25 protein-coding genes are annotated in these 20628 nt (G+C 69.1%); 11 read left to right on the plus strand and 14 right to left on the minus strand.

Translation table 11 applies throughout. The annotated features are described in order from the left end of the window. Window positions 1-100 precede the first annotated feature (100 nt). Window positions 101-574 (minus strand): redox-sensitive transcriptional activator SoxR, encoded by a 474-nt coding sequence (gene soxR, locus ACIPY8_RS02465; protein ID WP_400814579.1) that lies wholly within the window; start codon window positions 572-574, stop codon window positions 101-103. Between the two features lie 74 nt (window positions 575-648). Between soxR and fdxA the strand changes: the two genes are divergently transcribed. From fdxA to ACIPY8_RS02480, 3 genes are read left to right on the plus strand one after another with little or no spacing between them, the layout of a single operon-like run. Next, a complete protein-coding gene (fdxA, locus tag ACIPY8_RS02470; protein ID WP_400814581.1) occupies window positions 649-975 on the plus strand; it encodes a ferredoxin in 327 nt (108 codons plus the stop codon). Next, window positions 972-1505: a flavin reductase family protein gene (locus tag ACIPY8_RS02475; RefSeq protein WP_400814583.1), complete on the plus strand. Its 534-nt coding sequence runs from the start codon at window positions 972-974 to the stop codon at window positions 1503-1505. Before fdxA ends, ACIPY8_RS02475 begins: the two co-directional genes overlap by 4 nt. A gap of 36 nt (window positions 1506-1541) precedes the next feature. Next, window positions 1542-2171, plus strand: a complete 630-nt coding sequence (locus ACIPY8_RS02480) for a superoxide dismutase (RefSeq protein WP_400814586.1) — start codon at window positions 1542-1544, stop codon at window positions 2169-2171. Window positions 2172-2299: 128 nt separating this feature from the next. On the opposite strand, the gene ACIPY8_RS02485 is transcribed toward ACIPY8_RS02480, so the two are convergent. From ACIPY8_RS02485 to ACIPY8_RS02495, 3 genes are all read right to left on the minus strand, one after another. Beyond that, complete coding sequence (locus ACIPY8_RS02485; protein WP_400814588.1) at window positions 2300-2704, minus strand: arsenate reductase ArsC; 405 nt, start codon at window positions 2702-2704, stop codon at window positions 2300-2302. Between the two features lie 18 nt (window positions 2705-2722). Continuing rightward, a complete protein-coding gene (locus tag ACIPY8_RS02490; protein ID WP_400814590.1) occupies window positions 2723-3730 on the minus strand; it encodes a LacI family DNA-binding transcriptional regulator in 1008 nt (335 codons plus the stop codon). Window positions 3731-3826: 96 nt separating this feature from the next. Beyond that, the gene (locus tag ACIPY8_RS02495; protein WP_400814593.1) at window positions 3827-5488 is read right to left on the minus strand and encodes a glycoside hydrolase family 13 protein; all 1662 of its coding nucleotides are present in this window, start codon (window positions 5486-5488) and stop codon (window positions 3827-3829) included. Between the two features lie 139 nt (window positions 5489-5627). Between ACIPY8_RS02495 and ACIPY8_RS02500 the strand changes: the two genes are divergently transcribed. Further along, on the plus strand, window positions 5628-6056 hold the full coding sequence (locus ACIPY8_RS02500; RefSeq protein WP_400814595.1) for a DUF1761 domain-containing protein: 429 nt from the start codon (window positions 5628-5630) through the stop codon (window positions 6054-6056). Here ACIPY8_RS02500 and ACIPY8_RS02505 read toward each other — a convergent pair. Then, window positions 6053-6505 (minus strand): VOC family protein, encoded by a 453-nt coding sequence (locus ACIPY8_RS02505; RefSeq protein ID WP_400814597.1) that lies wholly within the window; start codon window positions 6503-6505, stop codon window positions 6053-6055. The two genes, ACIPY8_RS02500 and ACIPY8_RS02505, sit on opposite strands and share 4 nt — an antisense overlap. A gap of 238 nt (window positions 6506-6743) precedes the next feature. Here ACIPY8_RS02505 and ACIPY8_RS02510 point away from each other — a divergent pair, with 238 nt between their 5' ends. Then, window positions 6744-8009 carry a hypothetical protein gene (locus ACIPY8_RS02510; protein ID WP_400814599.1) on the plus strand — a complete coding sequence of 422 codons (1266 nt, stop codon included), beginning with the start codon at window positions 6744-6746 and terminating at the stop codon, window positions 8007-8009. Window positions 8010-8137: 128 nt separating this feature from the next. Here the strand turns inward: ACIPY8_RS02510 and purQ are convergent, their stop codons facing one another. From purQ to ACIPY8_RS02525, 3 genes are all read right to left on the minus strand, one after another. Continuing rightward, window positions 8138-8845: a phosphoribosylformylglycinamidine synthase subunit PurQ gene (gene purQ, locus ACIPY8_RS02515; protein WP_400814601.1), complete on the minus strand. Its 708-nt coding sequence runs from the start codon at window positions 8843-8845 to the stop codon at window positions 8138-8140. Then, the gene (purS, locus tag ACIPY8_RS02520; protein ID WP_400814604.1) at window positions 8842-9090 is read right to left on the minus strand and encodes a phosphoribosylformylglycinamidine synthase subunit PurS; all 249 of its coding nucleotides are present in this window, start codon (window positions 9088-9090) and stop codon (window positions 8842-8844) included. The genes purQ and purS overlap by 4 nt, the downstream gene beginning before the upstream one ends. 196 nt (window positions 9091-9286) lie before the next feature. Continuing rightward, window positions 9287-9817, minus strand: a complete 531-nt coding sequence (locus ACIPY8_RS02525) for an adenine phosphoribosyltransferase (protein WP_400814606.1) — start codon at window positions 9815-9817, stop codon at window positions 9287-9289. Window positions 9818-10117: 300 nt separating this feature from the next. Here ACIPY8_RS02525 and ACIPY8_RS02530 point away from each other — a divergent pair, with 300 nt between their 5' ends. Next, a complete protein-coding gene (locus tag ACIPY8_RS02530; protein ID WP_400814608.1) occupies window positions 10118-11113 on the plus strand; it encodes a LacI family DNA-binding transcriptional regulator in 996 nt (331 codons plus the stop codon). Between the two features lie 106 nt (window positions 11114-11219). Here ACIPY8_RS02530 and ACIPY8_RS02535 read toward each other — a convergent pair whose 3' ends face one another. Together ACIPY8_RS02535 and ACIPY8_RS02540 are read right to left on the minus strand one after the other, a co-directional pair. Further along, window positions 11220-12326: a hypothetical protein gene (locus ACIPY8_RS02535; RefSeq protein WP_400814610.1), complete on the minus strand. Its 1107-nt coding sequence runs from the start codon at window positions 12324-12326 to the stop codon at window positions 11220-11222. After that, window positions 12254-13126, minus strand: a complete 873-nt coding sequence (locus ACIPY8_RS02540) for a DUF1266 domain-containing protein (protein WP_400814612.1) — start codon at window positions 13124-13126, stop codon at window positions 12254-12256. Before ACIPY8_RS02540 ends, ACIPY8_RS02535 begins: the two co-directional genes overlap by 73 nt. Before the next feature lie 122 nt (window positions 13127-13248). Between ACIPY8_RS02540 and ACIPY8_RS02545 the strand changes: the two genes are divergently transcribed. Then, the gene (locus ACIPY8_RS02545) at window positions 13249-13935 is read left to right on the plus strand and encodes a TetR/AcrR family transcriptional regulator (RefSeq protein WP_400814614.1); all 687 of its coding nucleotides are present in this window, start codon (window positions 13249-13251) and stop codon (window positions 13933-13935) included. 57 nt (window positions 13936-13992) lie between these two features. On the opposite strand, the gene ACIPY8_RS02550 is transcribed toward ACIPY8_RS02545, so the two are convergent. Further along, on the minus strand, window positions 13993-15348 hold the full coding sequence (locus ACIPY8_RS02550; protein ID WP_400814616.1) for a uracil-xanthine permease family protein: 1356 nt from the start codon (window positions 15346-15348) through the stop codon (window positions 13993-13995). A 109-nt stretch (window positions 15349-15457) separates the two neighbouring features. Here ACIPY8_RS02550 and ACIPY8_RS02555 point away from each other — a divergent pair, with 109 nt between their 5' ends. Together ACIPY8_RS02555 and ACIPY8_RS02560 are read left to right on the plus strand one after the other, a co-directional pair. Then, window positions 15458-15721 (plus strand): type II toxin-antitoxin system VapB family antitoxin, encoded by a 264-nt coding sequence (locus ACIPY8_RS02555; RefSeq protein WP_400814619.1) that lies wholly within the window; start codon window positions 15458-15460, stop codon window positions 15719-15721. Then, window positions 15718-16119: a type II toxin-antitoxin system VapC family toxin gene (locus tag ACIPY8_RS02560; protein WP_400814621.1), complete on the plus strand. Its 402-nt coding sequence runs from the start codon at window positions 15718-15720 to the stop codon at window positions 16117-16119. The genes ACIPY8_RS02555 and ACIPY8_RS02560 overlap by 4 nt, the downstream gene beginning before the upstream one ends. 24 nt (window positions 16120-16143) lie before the next feature. On the opposite strand, the gene ACIPY8_RS02565 is transcribed toward ACIPY8_RS02560, so the two are convergent. Genes ACIPY8_RS02565 through ACIPY8_RS02575 form a run of 3 tightly spaced genes read right to left on the minus strand, consistent with a single transcriptional unit; the run spans window position 16144 to window position 18345 of the window. Then, window positions 16144-17019 (minus strand): phosphoribosylaminoimidazolesuccinocarboxamide synthase, encoded by an 876-nt coding sequence (locus ACIPY8_RS02565; protein ID WP_400814623.1) that lies wholly within the window; start codon window positions 17017-17019, stop codon window positions 16144-16146. A gap of 22 nt (window positions 17020-17041) precedes the next feature. Beyond that, window positions 17042-17413, minus strand: a complete 372-nt coding sequence (locus ACIPY8_RS02570) for a PH domain-containing protein (RefSeq protein ID WP_363367312.1) — start codon at window positions 17411-17413, stop codon at window positions 17042-17044. A gap of 59 nt (window positions 17414-17472) precedes the next feature. Beyond that, complete coding sequence (locus ACIPY8_RS02575) at window positions 17473-18345, minus strand: Ltp family lipoprotein (RefSeq protein WP_400814625.1); 873 nt, start codon at window positions 18343-18345, stop codon at window positions 17473-17475. Window positions 18346-18570: 225 nt separating this feature from the next. Between ACIPY8_RS02575 and ACIPY8_RS02580 the strand changes: the two genes are divergently transcribed. Beyond that, on the plus strand, window positions 18571-19818 hold the full coding sequence (locus tag ACIPY8_RS02580; RefSeq protein WP_400814627.1) for a sensor histidine kinase: 1248 nt from the start codon (window positions 18571-18573) through the stop codon (window positions 19816-19818). Window positions 19819-19840: 22 nt separating this feature from the next. After that, on the plus strand, window positions 19841-20524 hold the full coding sequence (locus ACIPY8_RS02585; protein ID WP_400814629.1) for a response regulator: 684 nt from the start codon (window positions 19841-19843) through the stop codon (window positions 20522-20524). Window positions 20525-20628 lie beyond the last annotated feature (104 nt).

Below are 20628 nucleotides of genomic sequence, written 5' to 3' on the forward strand. Positions count from 1 at the left end.
CCACCATCTCCGTCGAGGCCCACCGCGCACGACCTCCCGCGTGGTGGGTTTCGGCGCGCGTGGTGGGTCTCGACGCCAGGCGGGGAGATGCGGGCGAGCGTCAGTCCTGCAGGCGCTGGGGTCCGGCGCCGTGCGTGCCGAGCTCGTCGTCGGGGTTGAGCAGCCCGCACGCCTTCATCGACAGGCAGCCGCAGCCGATGCATCCGGTGAGCTCGCGCTCGAGGCGTTCGATGCCCTCCCGACGCTTCTCGAGTTCGCGCTTCCACCGCCGCGACGCGCGCTGCCAGTCGTCGTGGCTCGGGGTCTGGGTCAACGGGACGTCGGCGAACGCCTCCTGCACATCGGAGAGCGGGATGCCGAGGCGCTTGGCCACCGTGATGAGCGACACCCTCCGCAGCATGTGCCGCGCGTAGCGGCGCTGGTTCCCGGCGGTGCGCGTCGAGGCGATGAGGCCGAGACCCTCGTAGAAGTGCAGAGCCGAGGCGGCGACGCCCGTGCGGCGGCTCATCTCCCCGATCGTCAGGGACTCGTCGGGCGCGTGCGGGGTGCGGTCCGCGTCGGATCGTGTCGTCATGACGCCTCCTCGATTTGACCTCAAGTGTACTTGAGGTCTTACGGTGGAACCGTGACAGGAACGAAGACCACTCGATGACCTATGTGATCGCGCTGCCCTGCGTCGATGTCAAGGACCGTGCGTGCATCGACGAATGTCCGGTGGACTGCATCTATGAGGGCGAGCGCTCGCTGTACATCCACCCCGACGAGTGCGTGGACTGCGGCGCCTGCGAGCCCGTCTGCCCGGTCGAGGCGATCTTCTACGAAGACGACCTGCCCGACGAATGGCAGGACTACTACAAGGCCAACGTCGAGTTCTTCGACGAGATCGGATCGCCCGGAGGCGCTGCGAAGGTCGGCATGATCGAACACGACCATCCCCTCGTCGCCGTCCTCCCTCCGCAGGAAGCACACGAATGACCACCACACCGTCACCCACCACTCCGTCACCCGTGCCGGTGCCGTCACCCGTCGGCGAGGGACTCAAGGCCGCCTTCCGCCAGCATCCGGCCGGTGTCGCGATCATCACCGCCACCACCCCGTCCGGACCCGTCGGGCTCACGGCATCCAGCGTCGCGTCCGTCGCCGTCGACCCCGCGGCGATCGTGTTCTCGGTCACCCGGGCGACCGGCAGCGCCGGCGCGATCCTCTTGGCAGACAGCTTCGTGGTGCACCTGATCGACGACGAGCACTCCGCCCTCGCGCAGAGCTTCGCGGTGAGCGGAGCCGAGCGCTTCACCGACGCGCAGGGCTGGAGTGCGCTCCCGACCGGTGAGCCGTACCTGCGCGAGGCGCGCGTCGCGATGCGCTGCCACCCCATGACGACCGTCGCCGTGGGCTCGTCGACCGTGGTGATCGCCGAGGTCGACGAGGTGCTGCTCGGCCAGCAGGGCCGTCCGCTCGTGTACCTCGACCGTCGATTCCACTCGCTGCCGCGCGGCGACGCCTGATCCCGACCGCAGAATCCACCGAAGGAAAGGAAGCACATGTCCGCTCCGTACACCCTCCCCGAGCTGCCGTACGACTACTCGGCCCTCGCCCCGCACATCTCCGGCAAGATCATGGAGCTGCACCACTCCAAGCACCACCAGGCGTACGTCACGGGTGCGAACACCGCTCTCGAGCAGCTGGCCGCCGCCCGCGGTGCCGGCGACCTCGCGGTCGTGAACAAGCTCGAGAAGGACCTCGCCTTCAACCTGGGCGGGCACATCAACCACTCGGTGTTCTGGGAGAACCTGTCGCCGGACGGCGGCGGCAACCCCGAGGGTGAGCTCGAGGCCGCGCTGGCCGACGAGTTCGGCTCGATCGACGCGTTCCGCGCGCACTTCACGGCCACGGCGCTCGGCGTGCAGGGCTCCGGCTGGGCCGTCCTGGCGTGGGACTCGGTCGGCGCGCGACCGGTCATCTTCCAGCTGTTCGACCAGCAGGGCAACGCGCCCCTCGGCGTCACGCCGCTGCTGCAGCTCGACGTCTGGGAGCACGCCTACTACCTCGACTACCTCAACGTCCGCGCCGACTACGTCAAGGCGTTCTGGGAGCTGGTGAACTGGCCCGACGTGCAGCGCCGCTTCCAGGCCGCGCAGGAGAAGACCGCGGGGCTCATCGTCGCCCGCTGACACTGCGGAACGCGTAGACGTCCACCCGACGGGTCACCTCGTCGGGCGGACTTCTGCGTGTCGGGAGGAGGAATCCGCGGCGGGACTCCGCCCGTCACGGAGTTCTCCGCCCGTGTCAGGCGAGGAGCTCAGGCGAGCAGCTCCGCCGTGAGGGACTCGATCCGGCGGCGGATGTCGTCGCGGATCGGCCGGACGGCCTCGAGGCCCTGCCCCGCGGGATCGTCGAGCACCCAGTCCTCGTAGCGCTTCCCGGGGAAGAACGGGCACGCGTCACCGCATCCCATCGTGATCACGACGTCCGAATCCTGCACGGCCTCCGTCGTGAGGACCTTCGGCGTCTCGGCTGTGATGTCGATGCCGAGCTCCCGCATGGCCTCGACCGCGACGGGGTTGATGGCCTCGGCGGGCATCGATCCGGCCGAGCGCACCTCGATGCGGTCGCCCGCGACGTGCCGCAGGAAGCCCGCGGCCATCTGGGACCGTCCCGCGTTGTGCACGCACACGAACAGGACGGAGGGGATGCCGGGGGTCATGGTCCCAGCATCCCACGCTCAGGCGAGGCGCGCGGTGGTCCCGCGGACGTTCAGCTCGTAGGGGAGCACCGCGGGGATGCCGTCGACGTCGTCGTCCGCGAGCTTGGCGAGCACGGCGTCCGCGGCCCTCTCGCCCTGCCCGAGAGGGAACTGGTCGACCGTCGTGAGGCGGAAGAACTCGCCGAGCTCGTGTCCGTCGATGCCGACGATCGACAGGTCGCCCGGCACGGTGAAGCCGAGGTCGCGGGCGGCGAGGAGTGCGCCGATCGCCATCTCGTCCGACGCCGCGAACACCGCGGTCGGGCGCGGGCCCGGACGTCCGAGCAGCTGCTTCGCCGCGCGGTAGCCGCCCTCGACCGTGAAGTCCGCCGGCTCGAGGAACGCCGGGTTCAGGGGGATGCGGGCATTCGCCAGCGCGCGTTCGAAGCCCAGCCGTCGATTGGTCGGGATGTGGAAGTCGATGTCGAACTCGGGGTTCGCGCCGATGTGCGCGATGTCCCGGTGTCCGAGACCGATCAGGTGCTCGGTCGCGAGCTGCGCCACAGCGACGTCGTCGACCGTGAGCGTGTCGAGCCTCGGGTTCGGGCCGCCGATCGCGATCACGGGGAGTCCGAGAGCGAGCAGTTGCTGAGTCTCGTCCTCGTCGAGCTCGATCGACACGGCGATCACGGCGTCCACGCGCTGACGCCGCAGGAACGTGTCGAACACGTGCGCCCGCACGTCCTTGTCGGCGGTGATGTTGTACAGGGTGATGTCGTAGCCCGCGCGCATGAGCGCCGCCGACACTCCCGAGAGCACCGTGCTGAAGAACCAGCGGTCGAGGAAGGGCACGACCACACCGACGTTGCGCGTGCGTCCGGATGCGAGGCTCGACGCGCGCGACGACACGACGTAGCCGAGCGCCGACGCCGCCTCCTGCACGCGCAGGCGCGCCGACTCCGAGACGTGGCCTCGTCCGCTCAGCGCGCGCGACACCGTCGCCGTCGACACCCCGGCGAGCCGGGCGACCTCATCGATGCTAGCCATGGTGTTCCTCTCGGAGTTCGAATCGCTCCGGTCGCAGTTCGTGCCGTCTGGCGGATGCCGGGACGGCGCGAACTGCGACCGGAACGCAGACCGCTGTCAGACCGTGGTGTACCAGACCGCCGTGTCGACGGGCAGGGCGCCGCCCTCGAAGGGCTGGCTCCGCTCCACGACGAGCGCGTCGGCGGGCAGGGGGAGCGGCTCGGCGCCCAGGTTGGCGAGCACGTGCACGTCGCCGCGGCGGAAGGCCACCGCATCCGCTCCGGCATCCTCCCAGACCAGTGATCCGCTGCCGAAGCCGTACTCGCGGCGACCGGCGAGCAGTCGCTTGTACAGCGCGAGCGTCGACGAGGGGTCGACCTCTTCGACATCGCGCGCATACGCGGCCCATTCGGCGGGCTGCGGAAGCCACGAGGCGCCGGTGTCGTTGAAGCCGAACGCGGGGGCCTCCGCCTCCCAGGGCAGCGGCACCCGGCATCCGTCGCGTCCGTAGCGCTCGCCGTTCGTGCGGAACCAGGTCGGATCCTGACGGAACTCGTCGGGGATCTCCATCGCCTCGGGCAGGCCCAGCTCCTCGCCCTGGTACAGGTACGACGAGCCGGGGAGGGCGAGCATGAGCGTGGTCGCGGCGCGGGCGCGGGCCAGGCCGATCGCGGTGTCCGGCTTGTGCGGGGTGTTCGGGCCGATGCCCTCGCCCTGCGGGTTGTCGGCGGTGAGCGCCAGCCGTGAGGCGTGACGCACGACGTCGTGGTTGGACAGGACCCAGGTGCTCGGCGCGCCGACTCCGCCGAACGCATCCAGCGACTCGCGGATCAGGTCACGGAGCTTCTCGGCGTCCCACGGGGTCATGAGATAGCCGAAGTTGAAGGTCTGGTGCATCTCGTCCGGGCGCACCCAGAGGGCGGTCTTCTCGACCGTGGGAAGCCAGGCCTCCCCGCACAGGGCGCGGTCGCCGTCGTACTCCGCGAGCACCTTGTGCCAGTCGCGGTAGATGTCGTGCACGCCGTCCTGGCCCCAGTACGGCACGTCGTCCTCGCCGCCGCCCATGGAGTCGGCGTCGCTCGGCGGGGTGTAGTCGGGCAGTCCGTCCTTCTTGATCATGCCGTGGGCCACGTCGACGCGGAAGCCGTCGACGCCGCGGTCGAGCCAGAAGCGCAAGATCGAGCGGAACTCGTCGCGCACCTCTTCGTTCGTCCAGTCGAAGTCGGGCTGGGTGGGGTCGAAGATGTGCAGGTACCACTGGCCGAGCGTGCCGTCGGTCTCGGTCACGCGCTCCCACATGCCGCCGCCGAACACGGACTCCCAGTTGTTCGGAGGGAGCTCTCCGTTCTCGCCCTTGCCGTCGCGGAAGATGTAGCGAGCGCGCTCGGGGCTTCCGGGCGCTGCCTTCAGAGCCTGCTGGAACCAGACGTGCTGGTCGGAGGAGTGGTTGGGGACGAGGTCGATGATCACGCGGATGCCGCGTGTGTGCGCCTCGTTCAGCATGGTGTCGAAGTCGGCGAGCGTGCCGAACAGAGGGTCGACGTCGCGATAGTCAGCGACGTCGTATCCGGCGTCCCGCTGCGGGCTCGTCATGAACGGGCTGAGCCAGATCGCGTCGACGCCGAGCTCCTTGAGGGAGTCGAGGCGGCTCGTGATGCCGGGGAGATCTCCGATGCCGTCGCCCGAGGCGTCGGCGAACGAGCGAGGGTAGATCTGGTAGATGACGGCGCTGCGCCACCACTCGGAACCGGGGGCAGCGATCTGCTCGAGCTGTGTCATTGGTCCAGGCTAGTGCAAACGCTTACATGATCGCCAGCGCGGGGATCGAATCGATTCGGACCTGCCTCGGCGAGCGATCCTCCCTCGCGTGTTTCCACCCGGGAGTATGCTTCGGGCATTCGACGATGTGGAGGCGGTCATGGTTCCCGAGATCAACTACTGGGCGGTCCTGCTGGCGACGCTGTCGAGCATGATCGTCGGCTCCGTCTGGTACGCACCGCCCGTGTTCGGCGCGCGCTGGTCGAAGCTCGCGAACGTCGACATGGACCGACCGCCGGCCACGGCCGTCATGCCGATCGTCACGACCGTCCTCGTGAGCTTCGTGACGTCCTGGGTGCTCGCCGGGGCGGCGGCGATCGCCTGGCACTTCTACGGCGGCTCGTTCTTCTGGGGCACGATCGTCACGGCCGTGCTGCTGTGGGCCGGTTTCACGGCCGCGCGCTTCATCACGCACGACGCGTTCGAGGGGCGGCCGACCGCGCTGACGACCATGAACATCGCGCACGAACTCGTCACGGTCGTCGTGATGGCGGTGCTGATCGGTGTCTGGCCGCCGGCTCTGGGCTAGTCGACGGCGGGGCGGTTCTTCGTGAGGTCCTGCGCGAGCATCACGAGGATGCCGCTGGGTCCGCGCAGGTACGTGAGCTTGTAGACGTCCTGATAGTTCGCGACTCCGCGCAGCGGGTGGCATCCGTGCCGTGCGGCGATCGCGAGCGACTCGTCGATGTCGTCGACCGAGAACGCCACGCGGTGCATCCCGATCTCGTTCGGCAGCGTCGGCGAGGTCTCGATCGCCTCGGGGTGGATGTACTCGAAGAACTCGAGCTGCCCGCGCCCGTCCGGCGTCTGCAGCACCGCGATCCGCGCGTGGTTGCCGTCGAGGCCCACCGCGGTGGACGCCCACTCGCCGCTCACCTCGTCGCGGCCGACGACCGTGAGGCCCAGGTCGGTGAAGAAGGCGATAGCCTCCTCCAGATCGCGGACGGCGATGCCGACGTTCTCCAGCGTGATGGGCATGCTCCGGATGCTACTCCGCCGCCCGACTCCTTCCCCCTCGGTCTCGGCTCTTCCCGGCATCCTCGTCGCATCTCGTCGCATCCCCATCGACCGATATACCGGGATGCTGGACGGATGGACGCGTGACGGTGGACCTTCGGCGCTAGTCGGAAGGCCCTGCCGATTGACAGGATCGTGGGGTGACCACGCGGTCGCCCGTGCGTGTCCGGCCCGCGCGGTCTCGACCGAGAGGGTCCTCATGTCCGGTTCTCCGCGCCGTTCGGTGTCAGGGCTCGTCGTCGCCGCGCTCGTCGCCGCGGCCGTCGTGGCCGGCGCGGCCACCGCCTCCGGAGCGGTCACCCCCGCGGACGAACCCGCACCCGCCGCCGATCCGTCCGACCCCGCGACGTCCGTCGCACTCGCCTACGAGTTCCTCGACGCGCGCGTCGACGAGTTCTGCGACGGCGCAGGCCACTGCCTCCCGCGCAGCTACCAGGGGGGATTCTTCACCGACCTTCCGACCTGGGACTTCACGCCGTCCTTCGTGTACGACGATGCGCTCGTCGTGATCGCCTACACGGCGCGCGGGCTGCCCGACGACCTCCGTCGCGCCCGCGCGGTCGCCGACACGCTGCTGTTCGTGCAGGACAACGACCCGATCGGCGACGGCCGCGTGCGCACCTCGTACGAGCCGCACGGCATCCGCCAGGGACGCGTCGAGATCACCGGCCCCGGCACGTTCACCGGCAACCAAGCGTGGGTCGGCATGGCCCTCGCCCGACTGTTCCACGCGACCGGCGAGCAGAAGTACCTCGACGGCGCCCTCGACATCGCGCAGTGGATCCAGACGAACACCGCCGACATGACCCGCGCCCCCTACGGCTATACAGGCGGTCAGCTCGAGGACGGCACCTCGCTGGTCTGGAAGTCCACCGAGCACAACAGCGACATCGCCGGGTTCTTCGGCCAGCTCGCCCAGCTCACCGGCGACACCGTCTGGGCCGATCGCGCCGCGACCGCCGCGGCCTTCGTCGCCGCGATGCAGGCGCCCGACGGACACGTCGACACTGGCACCCTCCTCGACGGCAGCACGACCAACGTCTACCCCGTGCCGCTCGACGCGCAGACCTGGAGCTCGCTCGCGACCGGTGACCCCCGCTACGGCGCCGCGCTCGACTGGACGCTCGCGAACCTCGTCGCGATCGACGGGCCGCACCACGGACCCTCCATCAGCCACGTCGACGTGTCGAAGGTCTGGTTCGAGGGCTCGGGACATCTGGCGCTGGCGCTGAAGCTGCGCGACGGCGCGGGGGATGCGGCGGAGGCGGAGGCGCTGCTCGAGAGCATCCGACTCGCGCAGCGCGAGGCCGTGAACGGCGACGGCAAGGGCATCGTCGCGACGTCGACCGACGGCCTGGACTCCGGATTCGGCGACCTCTATTACGCGAGCCTGCACACCGGAACGACGGCCTGGTACCTGCTCGCCGCGATCGGCGACAACCCCTTCACCCTTCCCGCGCCCTGACGCCGGGTTGCCAGTCCGGTGCTCGGTGGGGGCGCTTCCGAAGGAGATGTCCCGCTCGGAAGGAGAGATTCGCGGAATCCGTCCTTCCTAAGGGCGATCTCCTCCCGAAGCGGATGCCGCAGCGAGCGTCAGGCGGCGACGCGGGCGACGGCGGCGATCGCGCTCGTGAAGAAGTCGAGGCCGTCGACACCCGAGCGCATGGCGGCCGCGGTGTCGGGGCCGAAACCGGGCTCGGTGGCGTGCTCGGGGTGCGGCATGAGCCCGACGACGTTGCCCGCCTCGTTGGTGAGGCCCGCGATGTCGCGGAGCGACCCGTTGGGGTTGACGCCCGCGTAGCGGAAGGCGACCAGGCCCTCGCCCTCGATGCGGTCGAGCGTCTCGTCGTCGGCGATGTAGCCGCCGTCGGCGTTCTTCAGCGGGATGACGATCTCCTGGCCGGTGCGGAACCGGTTGGTCCACGCGGTGTCGGAGTTCTCGACGACGAGCTTCTGGTCGCGACGCACGAAGTGCTGGTGGTCGTTGCGGATCAGGCCGCCGGGCAGCAGGTGCGCCTCGACGAGCATCTGGAATCCGTTGCAGATGCCGAGCACGGGCATGCCCTTCGCCGCGGCGTCCTTCACCTCGGCCATGATCGGCGAGAGCGCGGCGATCGCGCCGGCGCGCAGGTAGTCGCCGTAGCTGAAGCCGCCGGGGAGCACGAGCGCGTCGACGCCCTCGAGGTCGTGTGAGCCGTGCCAGAGGGCGACGGGCTCGGCGCCGGCGAGACGGACGGCGCGCTGCGCGTCGCGGTCGTCGAGCGAACCGGGGAACGTGACGACCCCGATGCGCGTGGTCATTCGGCGACCTCGATGCCCACGACGTCCTCGATCACGGAGTTGGACAGGACCTCGTCGGCGAGGCGGCGGGCCTCGGCGAGGATCTCCTCGGTGACCTCGCCCTCGACCGTGAGCTCGAAGCGCTTGCCGATGCGGACGTCGGTGAAGCCCTCGACGCCGAGACGGGCGAAGGCGCCGGACACGGCCTTCCCCTGCGGGTCGAGCAGTTCGGGCTTCGGCATGACGTCGACGACGATGGTGGGCATGACGGCTCCAGGAGTCGTGGGCGGACGGGCGCGTCCAGTCTACCGGAGCGCGCTCGCCGCGATTCGTTGCGCGTCTCGGCATCCCTCACCCGTACCGGCGCCCCACCTGCAAGCCGACGCCCCCTCTCCTCGGCGTCGATGAGGTGGGGAGTCGACAGCCGGATGGGGCGTGGGCGGTCGATGCGCCGGCTCGGGGTCAGGCGTGGAAGACGGTGTGCAGGTCGCCGATCGCGTCGCGGCCGCCGAGGCCGTCAATCTCGAACAGCACCGAGATGCCGATCACGTGGCTTCCGAGGCGCTCCACCAGTTCACGGCCGGCGGCGAGCGTGCCTCCGGTCGCCAGCACGTCGTCGATGAGCAGCACGCGGGACCCCTCGGGCAGATCGTCGTGCATCTCGATCGTCGCGGTCCCGTACTCGAGGGCGTAGTCGACGGACGCGGCGGGGCGGGGCAGCTTGCCGGCCTTGCGGATCGGGATGAGGCCGACCCCGGCGGCGATCGCGGCGGCGCCGGCGAGGATGAAGCCGCGCGCCTCGATGCCGGCGACCACGTCGAACCGGCCGGCGAAGGGCTCGACGATCGCAGCCGTGGTGGCCGCGAGGGCTTCGGCGTCGGCGAGGAGCGGGGTGATGTCCCGGAAGATGATGCCCGGTTCGGGGTAGTCCGGGATGCTGCGGATCAGCGATTCGGCGCGGACGAGTGCGGGAGAGAGTTCGGTGTCGGGCACCGGACAAGGGTACGCCGCGCACGGCGACGGCGGGAATCCGAGGCGTCGCTCGAACGGAGGGGCGAGGTGCGCGGCGTTGTCGGTCTCCGTCTAAGAACTTGTTCAGAATCTGAAATTCGGGAGCGCTCTCGCGTGTAATGCCGATATATTGCGCGAGAATCGCACGCCGAACATCCATCGGGCGCACTCTGGGATACCAAGTGCGCAGTACGCTCAGATCACCACCGTCGGTGCACTCCGACACCCGCGGTGAACTGGGAAGACCGACCCGAGTCGCAGCCGGGTGGAGGGGAGTCCGTCGTGCCTTCACGTGCGACCATCGAAGAAGTGGCCTCGGCCGCAGGAGTATCGCGCTCGACAGTGTCACGCGTCGTCAACGGGTCTTCGGCGGTGAGCCCCGAAGCGCTTGCCGCCGTACAGGATGCGATCGCCGCGCTCCACTACGTCCCCAACCGGGCGGCGCGCTCGCTCGCCTCGCGGCAGACCCACGCGATCGCGCTCGTGGTGCCTGAAGACACCACGACCTTCTTCGGCGACCCGTTCTTCGCAGCCCTCGTCGCCGGGATCACCGGCGCGCTGCGCGGCTCGGACTACCTGCTCAACGTGCTCATCGCGAGCGAGGACCCCGGCGACAAGGTCGCGGGCTTCGTGCGCAACGGCGGCGTCGACGGCGCGCTGATCGTCTCGCACCACACCAGCGACACCTTCATCCAGCGCATCGCCGAGGTCGTCCCCGTCGTCTGGGGCGGTCGTCCCGTCGGCCGCCGGGACGGGGAGTACGTGGTCGACGTCGACAACGTCGCGGCATCCCGCGTCGCCACGCAGCACCTGATCGACTCGGGGCGCACGCGGATCGCCACGATCTCCGGATCGCCCTCGATGGTCTCGGCCGTCGATCGTCTGGAGGGCTACCGCGCCGCCCTGGCGGATGCCGGCCTCGAGTCCCTCGCAGAGGAATCCGGCGACTACACCGAGGCGGGGGGAGCGGACGCCGCCCGTCGCATCCTCGCGCACGGCCGGCCCGACGCGATCTTCGTGGCAAGCGATCTCATGGCGCGCGGCGCTCTCACGGCTCTGCGCGCCGCCGGGATCGGCGTGCCCGAGGATGTGGCGCTCGTCGGATTCGACGACTCCTCCGTCGCGCTGAGCACCGACCCGCAGCTCACCACGATCCGTCAGCCGATGTACGCGCACGGCGAGGCCATGGCCGCGGTGCTGCTGTCGCACCTCGCCGGACGCGAGACCGAGCAGACGACGATCCTGCCGACCGAGCTCATCGTCCGCGGCTCGGCCTAGCGCGGCGTCGGCGTCATCGCGGAGGTGCGGGAGGCGCGCGCGCGAGGGAACACGGACGCGGACCCGACGCCCCTCCAGGTGGGTCCGCATCCGTGGGTTCGGAGAGTCAGCCACCGAAGCTCCTGACGAGGTCCCCGCCGAACAGCGTGACGGCGGTCACGCCGGCGGAGAGGAGCAGAGCGGCGGTCGTGCCGGCGATCGCGAGCACGGACACGCCGCGCCCGGCGAGCCGCTGCCCCCGGAGGCCGACCGCCACACCGGCGCGCTGGGCCAGCGCGCCGGCCGCATCGTCGCGGTACATCGCGGTGCGCGCGGCGAACCGGCGGTGGAACTCCTCCGCGAGCGTGACCGCGGCCTGCATGACCTCCGCGCGGTCGAAGCGCGTCGACCCCGGCAGGTAGACGTACAGACGGTCCGAGACCAGCTCGATCTCGGCCCGAGAGCCCAGGTCGATCACGCGGGCCATGAGGTCGGGTGTGAAGATGTACAGCGCGTCCTGCTGGTAGCCGTCCGGCACGATCAGGCGGAACACGGAGGCGAACTCGCCCTCGAGCTCCATCTTCGCGGCGCCCCGGCCGAGGCCCAGCGTGGGGATGATGCTGCGGGTGCGGTTCGCGAGCACGATGTGCGGCACGGCGCTGGGCAGCGGCAGCTCGATGAAGGCGAACGGCCTCTGCACCGTCGCCGCCTCCTGGCCGCGTGACACCGAGTGGTGATGTCCCAGCTCGAACGGCATCCGTTCGTCGTCACAGGCCACGACGGCACGTTCCTGCCCCTGCGCGACGCGGGTGAACGCGCTGCCGGGGCGACGTGTGCGCGTGAGGAGGTCGGCGTACGCCCATCCGTTCCGCCAGGCGAAGGCCGCGATCTTGACGCGTCGGCTCAGACCGACGGCGTACCACGCGAAGCCGCACGCGGCGATGAGCGTGTACCCGATCACGAAGACGCCCAGGATGGGGGCGACCTGGAGGATGTCGCTGCGCCCGAGGAACCACAGCCCCGCGAGCATCGCCGCCGCGAACAGCAGCACCGCGACGAGCACCGTCACGAACCGGCGGTGCAGCGGCACGCCGCAGATGCGCTCGTAGGAGATGATCTCGCGGACTCCGGCGCTCCGTCGCAGCGGGGCGAGATCGACGGCTACAGGCTCCACGGCAGCGTCGCCCAGGGGCCGTTGCGCTTCGCCGTCGCCGCCGCCGTGAAGTCGCTCCATCCGTCACCGAACTTCTCGAAGGACTTCTCGTCGACCGCGCCGTCGCTCCAGTGCATCACCCGACCCGCGATGTAGCTCAGGCCGAAGTCCGCCCAGGACGTGAACGCGGGACGCGCGTCGACGTTGATGCGGTGGATGATCTGACGGGCCTCGGCGACGTCGCCGTGGCCGAGCGCGACGCCCCAGGTCGTCATCGCCACCGCCTGGCCGATCGCGTACCCGTCGAGCGTGCGCACGAAGACCTCGGGCGTGACGATCTCCTTGCCGACGTGCTTGCGCACCTCGCGTTCGATGTACTCGATGCCGGCGACGAACGTGCGCGCGTCGCGCTTGTCGCCTCCCTCGGCCGTGATGGCGGCGAGCCACTCCTTGGTCTTCGGGACGTGGCCGAGCGTCGTCGCGAGCTCGGAGCGCACGGCGAGGTAGAGCGTCCACACCTCGCGGCGGCGACGCACCGTGGTCAGGCGCTCGATGTTGTCGAGCCAGTCCTGACGGGAGTGCACGCCCCATTGGTCCACGAGCACCGACTTCTCGCGATCCGTGAGGTCGGAGGCGGTGGGGTCGTTCCAGGGGCCGGAGGGCAGGTTGCGGATCTGGAGGAAGCCGAGGGCGATCTCGTTCGCCTCGGTGTCATCGGTCGAGAACGCCTCGGAGGGCTTGACCTTCGCGGCGGGCATGATCCAGACGACCAGGAAGAACAGCACGACCACGCCGACGATGACCCAGACCCACCACTGGCTGATCAGCCACTCCAGGAGGGAGAAGACGTTGTTGAAGTCGACGCGCGCGACGGCATGCATGGGTGCTCCTGCAGAGGATCCTGGACCAGGCCATAGATTGAACGAGTATTCAGTGAGTAATCTATAGGGCGGGGGGTGAATTCCGGAAGACATCCGGAACGAACTCAGGAGGTGGAGCTCGGATGGCGCGCTCCGACGAGCAGAACCGTCTCGCACGCGAGCGAGCGCGGGAGGTGATCCTGCAGGCTGCGATCGAGACGTTCGCCGAGCGCGGGGTCACCGGTGCCAGCATCGCCGAGATCACGCAGCGCGCGGGCGTCGCCCAGGGCCTCGTGAACTACCACTTCGGCGGGAAGGACCACCTGGTCGCCGCCGTCATCGAGCAGTGGTTCGCCGCATTGTTCGGCATCCCCGAGGTCCCAGGCCCCGCCGATGCACGACTCGCCGGCATCATCGACGGCGCGATCCTGGCCACGGGCTACGCGCTGCCCCTGCAGAAGGTCGTGCTCGCTCTGCAGCAGCAGCCCGCGACGCACCGCCTCTACGCCGAGGTCGAGGATCGCTTCCACGACCAGGCGATCGAGGCGGAGGAGAAGGTGCGCGACATCTTCCGCGAGCGCGGTGCGGACGACCCGGAGCTCGAGGAGATCATGCTCCGCAGCACCCTCGAAGGGATCCTGCTGAAGTACGCGGTCTACGGCGACACGTTCCCGCTCGAGGACGCGCGCCGCTGGATGCACCGACTGTACGACCTCCCCGAACCGGAGGCTCCGCTGACGCTGGGCGTCGCGCCACGAGCAGCGCCGCTGCGGGTGCGGGCGTCGGGGGCGCTGCCCGACGAACTGCCGACGGGCGTCGACCCGCGCTGAGAAGCGAAGATCCCGGACACCGCCGAGCGCGGCATCCGGGATCCCGATGGCGTCGGGCTACTCCGGGTCGCCGCCGAGCGGACCGACCGCCTCGAGCGGCTTCGGGTCGTCGGCGCCGGTCCTGCGCGCCCGGGCGATGAGGTTGCCCAGGTGATAGATGAGCAGCGCGGCGACCGTGCCGAGCACGATGCCGCCGAAGGCGAAGTCGCCGAGGTTCATCGAGAAGCCGGCGATGCCGATCACGAGCGACACCGCGGCGGTGTACTGGTTGACCGGGCGGGAGAAGTCGACCTTGCTGTCGACCCAGATCTTGATGCCGATGATGCCGATCAAGCCGTAGAGCGCGGTGGTCGCGCCGCCGAGCACGCCGGCGGGGATCGAGTTGAAGACCTCGCCGACCTTGGGCGAGAACGCCAGCAGGATCGCGAAGAGACCGGCCACCCAGTAGACGGCCGTCGAGTAGACGCGGGTGGCGGCCATGACGCCGATGTTCTCGCCGTACGTCGTCGTGCCGGAACCGCCGAAGCCGCCGGCGATGGTCGTCGCGACACCGTCGGCGATCAGCGCGCGGCCCGTGTGCTTGTTGATCGAGGCGTCTTCGGTCATGGTCGCGACACCGCGCACGTGCCCCACGTTCTCGGCGATCAGCACCAGTACTACGGGCAGGAACATCGCGATGGTCGACCAGGTCCCGGGGGCGATGAAGTCGGGGAGCTGGAAGTGCGGGAGGCCGATCCATGGCGCGTCGGCGATGAGCTCCGCGGGGGTCTTGCCTCCGCGCAGCGCGTTCGGCACGTCGAACGAGCCGTTGAACGCGGCCCAGACGAAGCCCACAGCGACGCCGAGGAAGATCGAGATGCGGCCGAGGAAGCCGCGGAACAGCACCGCGAACAGGATGATCGCGACGAGCGTGATGGTCGCCGTGACGGGGTCGAGCTGGAAGTTGTTCCATGCCGTCGGGGCGAGATTGAAGCCGATCAGGGCGACGATCGCGCCGGCCACGACGGGCGGCATGAGCGCATCGACCCAGCGGAGGCCGGCGAACTGCACCACGAGACCGACGACGGCGAGCAGGATGCCGACCGCGACGACGCCCGCGAGGGCCGAGCCCGTGCCGCCCGCGGCGACGGCGGCCGTGATCGGAGCGATGAACGCGAACGAGGAGCCGAGGTAGCTGGGCAGCTGGTTCTTCGTGATCAGCAGGAAGAGGAGCGTGCCGAGACCGCTGAAGAGCAGCGTCGTCGAGACCGGGAAGCCGGTCAGCGTCGGGACGAGGAACGTGGCGCCGAACATCGCGACGACGTGCTGGGCGCCGATCGCGATCGTGGCCGGCCAGTTCAGGCGCTCGGCGGGAGTGACGACGGCGCCGGGCTCGACCGTGCGGCCGTTTCCGTGGATCTTCCACAGGGGCATGCGGGCTCCTCAGGATCGGGGGAGGGGGAGTGCTGGAGCAACACTATCGATTCCTGAGTTTTCCCTGAGTGCTTCTACCAGGGTAGACACCGACGGTAGAATGGTAGACATGAGCCTCAACATCAAGAACGAGACCACGCACGAGCTGGTGCGTCGTCTCGCCGCGCTGACGGGGCAGAGCCAGACGGGCGCGGTCGAGGATGCGGTGCGGCGGCGTCTCGCGGAGCTCGAGGGGTCCCGGGAGGCGGAGATCGCGCGCAAGCGAGCAGCGATCCGCGCGATCGTCGAAGAGGCTCGAGCGCTTCCCGTCATCGGGCCGAGTTACGAGGAGATCATGGACGAGATGTACGACGAGGCTGGACTTCCTCGGTGATCGTCGACTCGTCAGCGGTTGTCGCCATCCTGATCGACGAGACGGATGGTCCAGATCTCGAACGTGCGTTGCTCATGGCTCCGGCACCCGTCATGTCTGCAGCAACACTGCTCGAATCACACATCGTCATGCGACGGCGCTTCGGCGAGGCAGGCGTCTCAAAGGTCGACCGACTCGTGCGCGAGGCAGCCATCCGTGTCGTGGCGGTCGATGAGATCCAGGTTCGGACCGCCAGTCGAGGGCACGCAGATTTCGGCCGCGGGTCCGGGCATCCGGCCAAGCTGAACTACGGCGACTGCTTCTCGTACGCACTGGCGATCGAGCGCGACGAGCCCCTGCTGTTCACAGGCGACGACTTCGTCCACACCGACGTGCGGCAGGCGTCTCCCGGTCGTTGAGCGAACGCCGCGAGACGAAACGCGTCAAGCCCCGAGACGCTCGATCAGTTCGCGGTAGCGGGCGGCGGTCCGCTCGACCACGTCCTCGGGCAGAACGGGCGGTTCGCCCTCCTTGTCCCAGTTCGCAGCCAGCCAGTCGCGCACGATCTGCTTGTCGAAGCTCGCCATGCGCTCGCCCGGCGTCGCGCCGGTGCGCCACGCCTCGGCATCCCAGTACCGCGACGAGTCGCTCGTGAGCACCTCGTCGGCGAGGCGCAGGGTGCCGTCGGCATCCGTCCCGAACTCGAACTTGGTGTCGGCGAGGATCAGGTCATTCTCCTCCGCGATAGCCGCGGCCCGCGCGTAGATCGACAGCGAGGCGTCGCGCAGCTCGGCCGCGCGCTCGGGCCCGACGAGCTCCTCGACCCTCTCGAACGTGATGTTCTCGTCGTGTTCGCCCATCGGCGCCTTGTACGCGGGTGTGAACAGCGGCTCGGGCAGGCGGTCGCCGTTCTGCAGTCCTGCCGGGAGAGGGATGCCGCACACGGTCCCGCTCTCGGTGTACTCGGCCCAGCCGGAGCCGGTGATGTAGCCGCGCACGACGCACTCGATCGGCAGCATCTCGAGCGACCGGGCGAGCATGGCCCGGTCCGCGACCATCGCGGGAGTCTCGCCCTCTGCGAGATGGTTCGGCACCTCGAGGCGGTCGAACCACCAGCGGCTCAAGCGGGTGAGCAGCGCGCCCTTCTCGGGGATGCCGGGGGACAGCACGAAATCGAAGGCACTGACCCGGTCGGACGCGACGACGAGGATGCGGGTGTCGGCGGCGTCGTCGGAGGCGTAGAGGTCGCGGACCTTGCCCGAGTAGATGTGACGCCAGCCGGGGATCGTCTGCGCGGTGCTGTCGGTAGGAGTGCTCACCCGCCCATTATCGCGGGTCGGATCAGTGACTGTTGAGCACGGCCCATGCGATCAGACTGTCGATGCGTCGAACGTCGGCGCCCTTGCTGAGCTTGACCTTGATGTGGCCGGCCTTGGTCCAGAGCTCCAGCTCGGAGTTCCAGTCGAGCGTTCCCGCGTTCTCCGACGACCACATCGTGATCGCGCTGTACGGCAGCGAGTAGATCTCGACCTTGCGTCCGGTCAGACCTTGAGCATCACGAACGATGAGTCGCTTGGTGGTGAAGGTCGCCGAGTCGCGGAACGTCTTGAACGCCGCGACGGCCTGCTCCCCCTGAACGAGCAGCGCCTGCACGTCGGGAGGAATCGGAATCTCCTGCTGCAGAGTCCAGCTGAGGATGGGGGCGGTTTCCATGGTTCTCTCCTCTGTGAGGGGCTTCCGGACCGCATCGCGAGCCGGAAGCCCCAAGGTGATCAGTCGTTGAGATGCGCGATCGCGTAGTCGGCTTCTTCGGGCGTGAACTTCTCGCCGTACTCGCTGACGAGCTGGTCGCGGATCGCCGCAGGCGACATCGACATGGTGTCCTGGTACGTCTTCGCCTTCTCGAGCGCGTTGGCGTTCCAGTCGGCCGAGACGTTGTCGACCGCATACTGCGCCGCTTCGGGGGCGAACTTCTCGCCGTACTCCGAGGTGAGCTGGTCGTAGATCCCGAGCTTGCTCATGGCCATCATGTCGGAGTACGTCTGAGCCTTCACGAGTGCGGATGCGTACTCGGCCGGTACTGCAGGCTCTTCCACCGGGGCTTCTTCGACCTCGGCAGGCTCCTCAGCGACGGCCTGGTCCTCGTCGTCAGCCGCAGGCGCGCTGATCGCCGGGGCATCCGAGGCGGGAAGGGCGGGACGCTGGGCTCCGTTGATGCCACCCGAGATGATGCCGAGAATCACCACGACTCCCGTGACGATCCACGCGACTTTCTTGTGCTCCTGGTACCCGGCCAGAGCGAGGCGACGGGAATCACGGGTCGAGCCCGTGAGTACCAGGATGAGGTCGATGAGCGCCCAGATGCCGAGGCCACCGAAGGTGATCAGCTTGAGGATGCCGGTGCCCACCTTGCCGAGGTAGAAGCGGTCCACGCCGAGAATGCCGAGGAACAGCGAGAGCAGCCAGGTCGCGAGGAACGACTTGGTCCCGATAGGTGCGGCATCCGCCACCGCTGCGCCTGGTGCGGGCGCGGCGTAGTTCGGAACGCCGGGAGCGGGCGCGGCCGGATACGGCGCCTGCTGCGGTGGTGCTCCGAAGGGGGAGGGCGGGGGCGGAGGGGTCTGGCTGTTGTTGTCGAGGCTCATACGAGTGCTCCATCTGTGAATCGTCGGTGCTGTAGTGCGGTGAATAAATCAAGGGACCAGATGTATGTATAGCGGAGATCTGCAGGTCTCTGCGTCTTCGAGTCTGGCGGGCGGCCCGGAGGCATGGATCGGCTGCTCGGCCCCTCTTGCCTCCGCCGTTCGGCAGAGGAGGCTTCCGCCGAACGGCGCGCGCGCACCGACTCCGGTGGCAATACGCTCGAGACCATGACGACCCGAGCCTCATCGCTGCATGCCGGGTCGCGCTCGTGGGACATCGCCGGTCGCATCGCGATGGTCGTGGTCGGCGGACTCTTCGATGTGTGCGCCGTGGCCAACGTCCCCGGCGCCGCGATGTTCTCCGGTACGGCGTCCGCATCCGAGGGGCGGGTGTCGGTCACCGCCCTCGGAACGGGTCTCGCGCTCCTCGCCCTCCTCTGCTGGCTGACGGTGCTCTGGGTCGATCGAGTCCCCCTGCTCTCTGCCATCGCCGGTGCGGTGCTCGCGATGATCGGGATCTCATACGTCCTGCTGCTCGTGGGTGCGGTCAGCCTCGCTCGCCGCAATCCCGACTGGCTGCGGTCGCTGACTACGAGCATCGGCTCGCTCGTGGCGCTCTTCGTCCTGCGGGAGATCCTCACCTCATGGGGTTCCGCACTGCCGTTCTTCCTCTCCGCCGATCCCGCAACGCACGACGGTGTCGGTTGGATCATCGCGTCACTCGTCTGTGCTGTTCTCTCGCTGACTGCCGCGGGTGCCGTCGTGCTCGTCGGGCGCGCACGGGACCAAGCGGGTCGCAGTGAGAGGCAGGCAGCGGTCGCTTCGCAGCGCGCCGAGTCTCTGCGAGAGGAGACTGTGCGACAGGCCGAGCGCGAGCGCATCGCGCGCGACATGCACGATGCGCTCGCCCACCGACTGTCGGTGGTCTCGCTGCACGCCGGGGCGCTCGAATCCGTCGCCGCCGGAGATACCACTGCCGAGATCGCGCGAACTGTGCGTGAGCAGACTCATGCGGCGCTCCAGGACATGCGGGGCCTGATCGGCGACCTCCGCAGCGCGCCGGACGCGTCGTACGGTCCGCCGGCGACGATGCGTGCTCTCGGTTCGCTCGTGGCGAGCGCACAAACCGCGGGGCAACCGATCACGTCCATTGTCATGGTCGAGTCGGTGGAGCGAGCCGGCGCCCTGCTTGACAGCGCCGTCTACCGCATCGTGCAAGAGGCTCTGACGAACGCGGTCAAGCACGCCGCGAGCGCTCCGGTCGACGTCTTTGTACGCGTCAACCCCGCGGAGGGTGCGCGCATCCGCATCGTGAACATAATCGTCGAAGGCGTGCGCACGGCGGTGCCCGGCGGGGGCAACGGTGTTCTCGGCATCCGGGAGCGGGTCGCGATGCTCGGTGGCGAGGCCTGGGTCGGGGCTCATGACGGACAGTTCGTCGTGGATGTGTCGATGCCGTGGCAGGAGGGCGGGTAGAGCCTCTGGCTATGCTCGGTGCGTGAGCCTGCCCATCGATGTCGCACCTGTGCGGGTGCTGATCGTCGATGACGAATCCCTCATCCGCAGCGGTTTCCGCTTCGTGCTCGGCGTCGACCCGCAGATCGAGATCGTCGCGGAGGCGTCGGATGGTGCTGCGGCGATCGAGCTGGTGCGTCGGCACCGTCCTGACGTCGTGCTGATGGACGTGCGAATGCCGGTGATGAGCGGCCCCGACGCCACCGCGGTCATCGTCGCTGAGACCTCATCGAAGGTCGTCGCCATGACGAGCATGGATGCTGAGGGGCAGTTGATGCGGATGCTTTTCGCAGGGGCATCCGGGTATCTGCTCAAGGATGAGGCGCCGAGCCGGATCCTCGAGGCCGTGCATCGAGCAGCCGCCGGCGACGCCGTCTTTTCCGCGCGCTCGACAGCCCAGCTCGTTCGTCGCGCGGTGGAGGGCGAAGGAGGTGTCGGTCGGCGCAATGCGGTGGATCGCATGTCGGTCCTCACGGACCGAGAGCGGGAGGTCGCGGTGCTCGTCGCGTCGGGCGCGACCAACCAGGAGATCGGCACGCGTCTTCACATCGCCTCCGGAACCGTGAAGACGCACCTGGAGCAGATCTACGCGAAACTCTTCGTGCGCAATCGGGTGCAGGTGGGCGTGATCGTCGAACGTGCCGGACTCGGACCCTCAGAGCTCTGACCGTCCTCTGATCGCGCCCATTATCGCGGGTCTCCGAGAGCCTGCCCCCTCCGTGTCAAGGCCTGGCGTCGGCATCCGTCGTCGGCGACGCTCGGTGAAGACGA

The sequence above is a fragment of the Microbacterium sp. NPDC089696 genome (assembly GCF_044749125.1).
Classification (GTDB): Bacteria; Actinomycetota; Actinomycetes; order Actinomycetales; family Microbacteriaceae; genus Microbacterium.

Excerpts from the sequence above, each read along its gene's own strand:
- soxR (WP_400814579.1), bottom strand. The coding sequence starts at position 574 with ATGACGACACGATCCGACGCGGACCGCACCCCGCACGCGCCCGACGAG.
- fdxA (WP_400814581.1), top strand. The coding sequence starts at position 649 with ATGACCTATGTGATCGCGCTGCCCTGCGTCGATGTCAAGGACCGTGCG.
- ACIPY8_RS02475 (WP_400814583.1), top strand. The coding sequence starts at position 972 with ATGACCACCACACCGTCACCCACCACTCCGTCACCCGTGCCGGTGCCG.
- ACIPY8_RS02480 (WP_400814586.1), top strand. The coding sequence starts at position 1,542 with ATGTCCGCTCCGTACACCCTCCCCGAGCTGCCGTACGACTACTCGGCC.
- ACIPY8_RS02485 (WP_400814588.1), bottom strand. The coding sequence starts at position 2,704 with ATGACCCCCGGCATCCCCTCCGTCCTGTTCGTGTGCGTGCACAACGCG.
- ACIPY8_RS02490 (WP_400814590.1), bottom strand. The coding sequence starts at position 3,730 with ATGGCTAGCATCGATGAGGTCGCCCGGCTCGCCGGGGTGTCGACGGCG.
- ACIPY8_RS02495 (WP_400814593.1), bottom strand. The coding sequence starts at position 5,488 with ATGACACAGCTCGAGCAGATCGCTGCCCCCGGTTCCGAGTGGTGGCGC.
- ACIPY8_RS02500 (WP_400814595.1), top strand. The coding sequence starts at position 5,628 with ATGGTTCCCGAGATCAACTACTGGGCGGTCCTGCTGGCGACGCTGTCG.
- ACIPY8_RS02505 (WP_400814597.1), bottom strand. The coding sequence starts at position 6,505 with ATGCCCATCACGCTGGAGAACGTCGGCATCGCCGTCCGCGATCTGGAG.
- ACIPY8_RS02510 (WP_400814599.1), top strand. The coding sequence starts at position 6,744 with ATGTCCGGTTCTCCGCGCCGTTCGGTGTCAGGGCTCGTCGTCGCCGCG.
- purQ (WP_400814601.1), bottom strand. The coding sequence starts at position 8,845 with ATGACCACGCGCATCGGGGTCGTCACGTTCCCCGGTTCGCTCGACGAC.
- purS (WP_400814604.1), bottom strand. The coding sequence starts at position 9,090 with ATGCCCACCATCGTCGTCGACGTCATGCCGAAGCCCGAACTGCTCGAC.
- ACIPY8_RS02535 (WP_400814610.1), bottom strand. The coding sequence starts at position 12,326 with ATGGAGCGACTTCACGGCGGCGGCGACGGCGAAGCGCAACGGCCCCTG.
- ACIPY8_RS02540 (WP_400814612.1), bottom strand. The coding sequence starts at position 13,126 with ATGCATGCCGTCGCGCGCGTCGACTTCAACAACGTCTTCTCCCTCCTG.
- ACIPY8_RS02545 (WP_400814614.1), top strand. The coding sequence starts at position 13,249 with ATGGCGCGCTCCGACGAGCAGAACCGTCTCGCACGCGAGCGAGCGCGG.
- ACIPY8_RS02550 (WP_400814616.1), bottom strand. The coding sequence starts at position 15,348 with ATGCCCCTGTGGAAGATCCACGGAAACGGCCGCACGGTCGAGCCCGGC.
- ACIPY8_RS02555 (WP_400814619.1), top strand. The coding sequence starts at position 15,458 with ATGAGCCTCAACATCAAGAACGAGACCACGCACGAGCTGGTGCGTCGT.
- ACIPY8_RS02570 (WP_363367312.1), bottom strand. The coding sequence starts at position 17,413 with ATGGAAACCGCCCCCATCCTCAGCTGGACTCTGCAGCAGGAGATTCCG.
- ACIPY8_RS02575 (WP_400814625.1), bottom strand. The coding sequence starts at position 18,345 with ATGAGCCTCGACAACAACAGCCAGACCCCTCCGCCCCCGCCCTCCCCC.
- ACIPY8_RS02580 (WP_400814627.1), top strand. The coding sequence starts at position 18,571 with ATGACGACCCGAGCCTCATCGCTGCATGCCGGGTCGCGCTCGTGGGAC.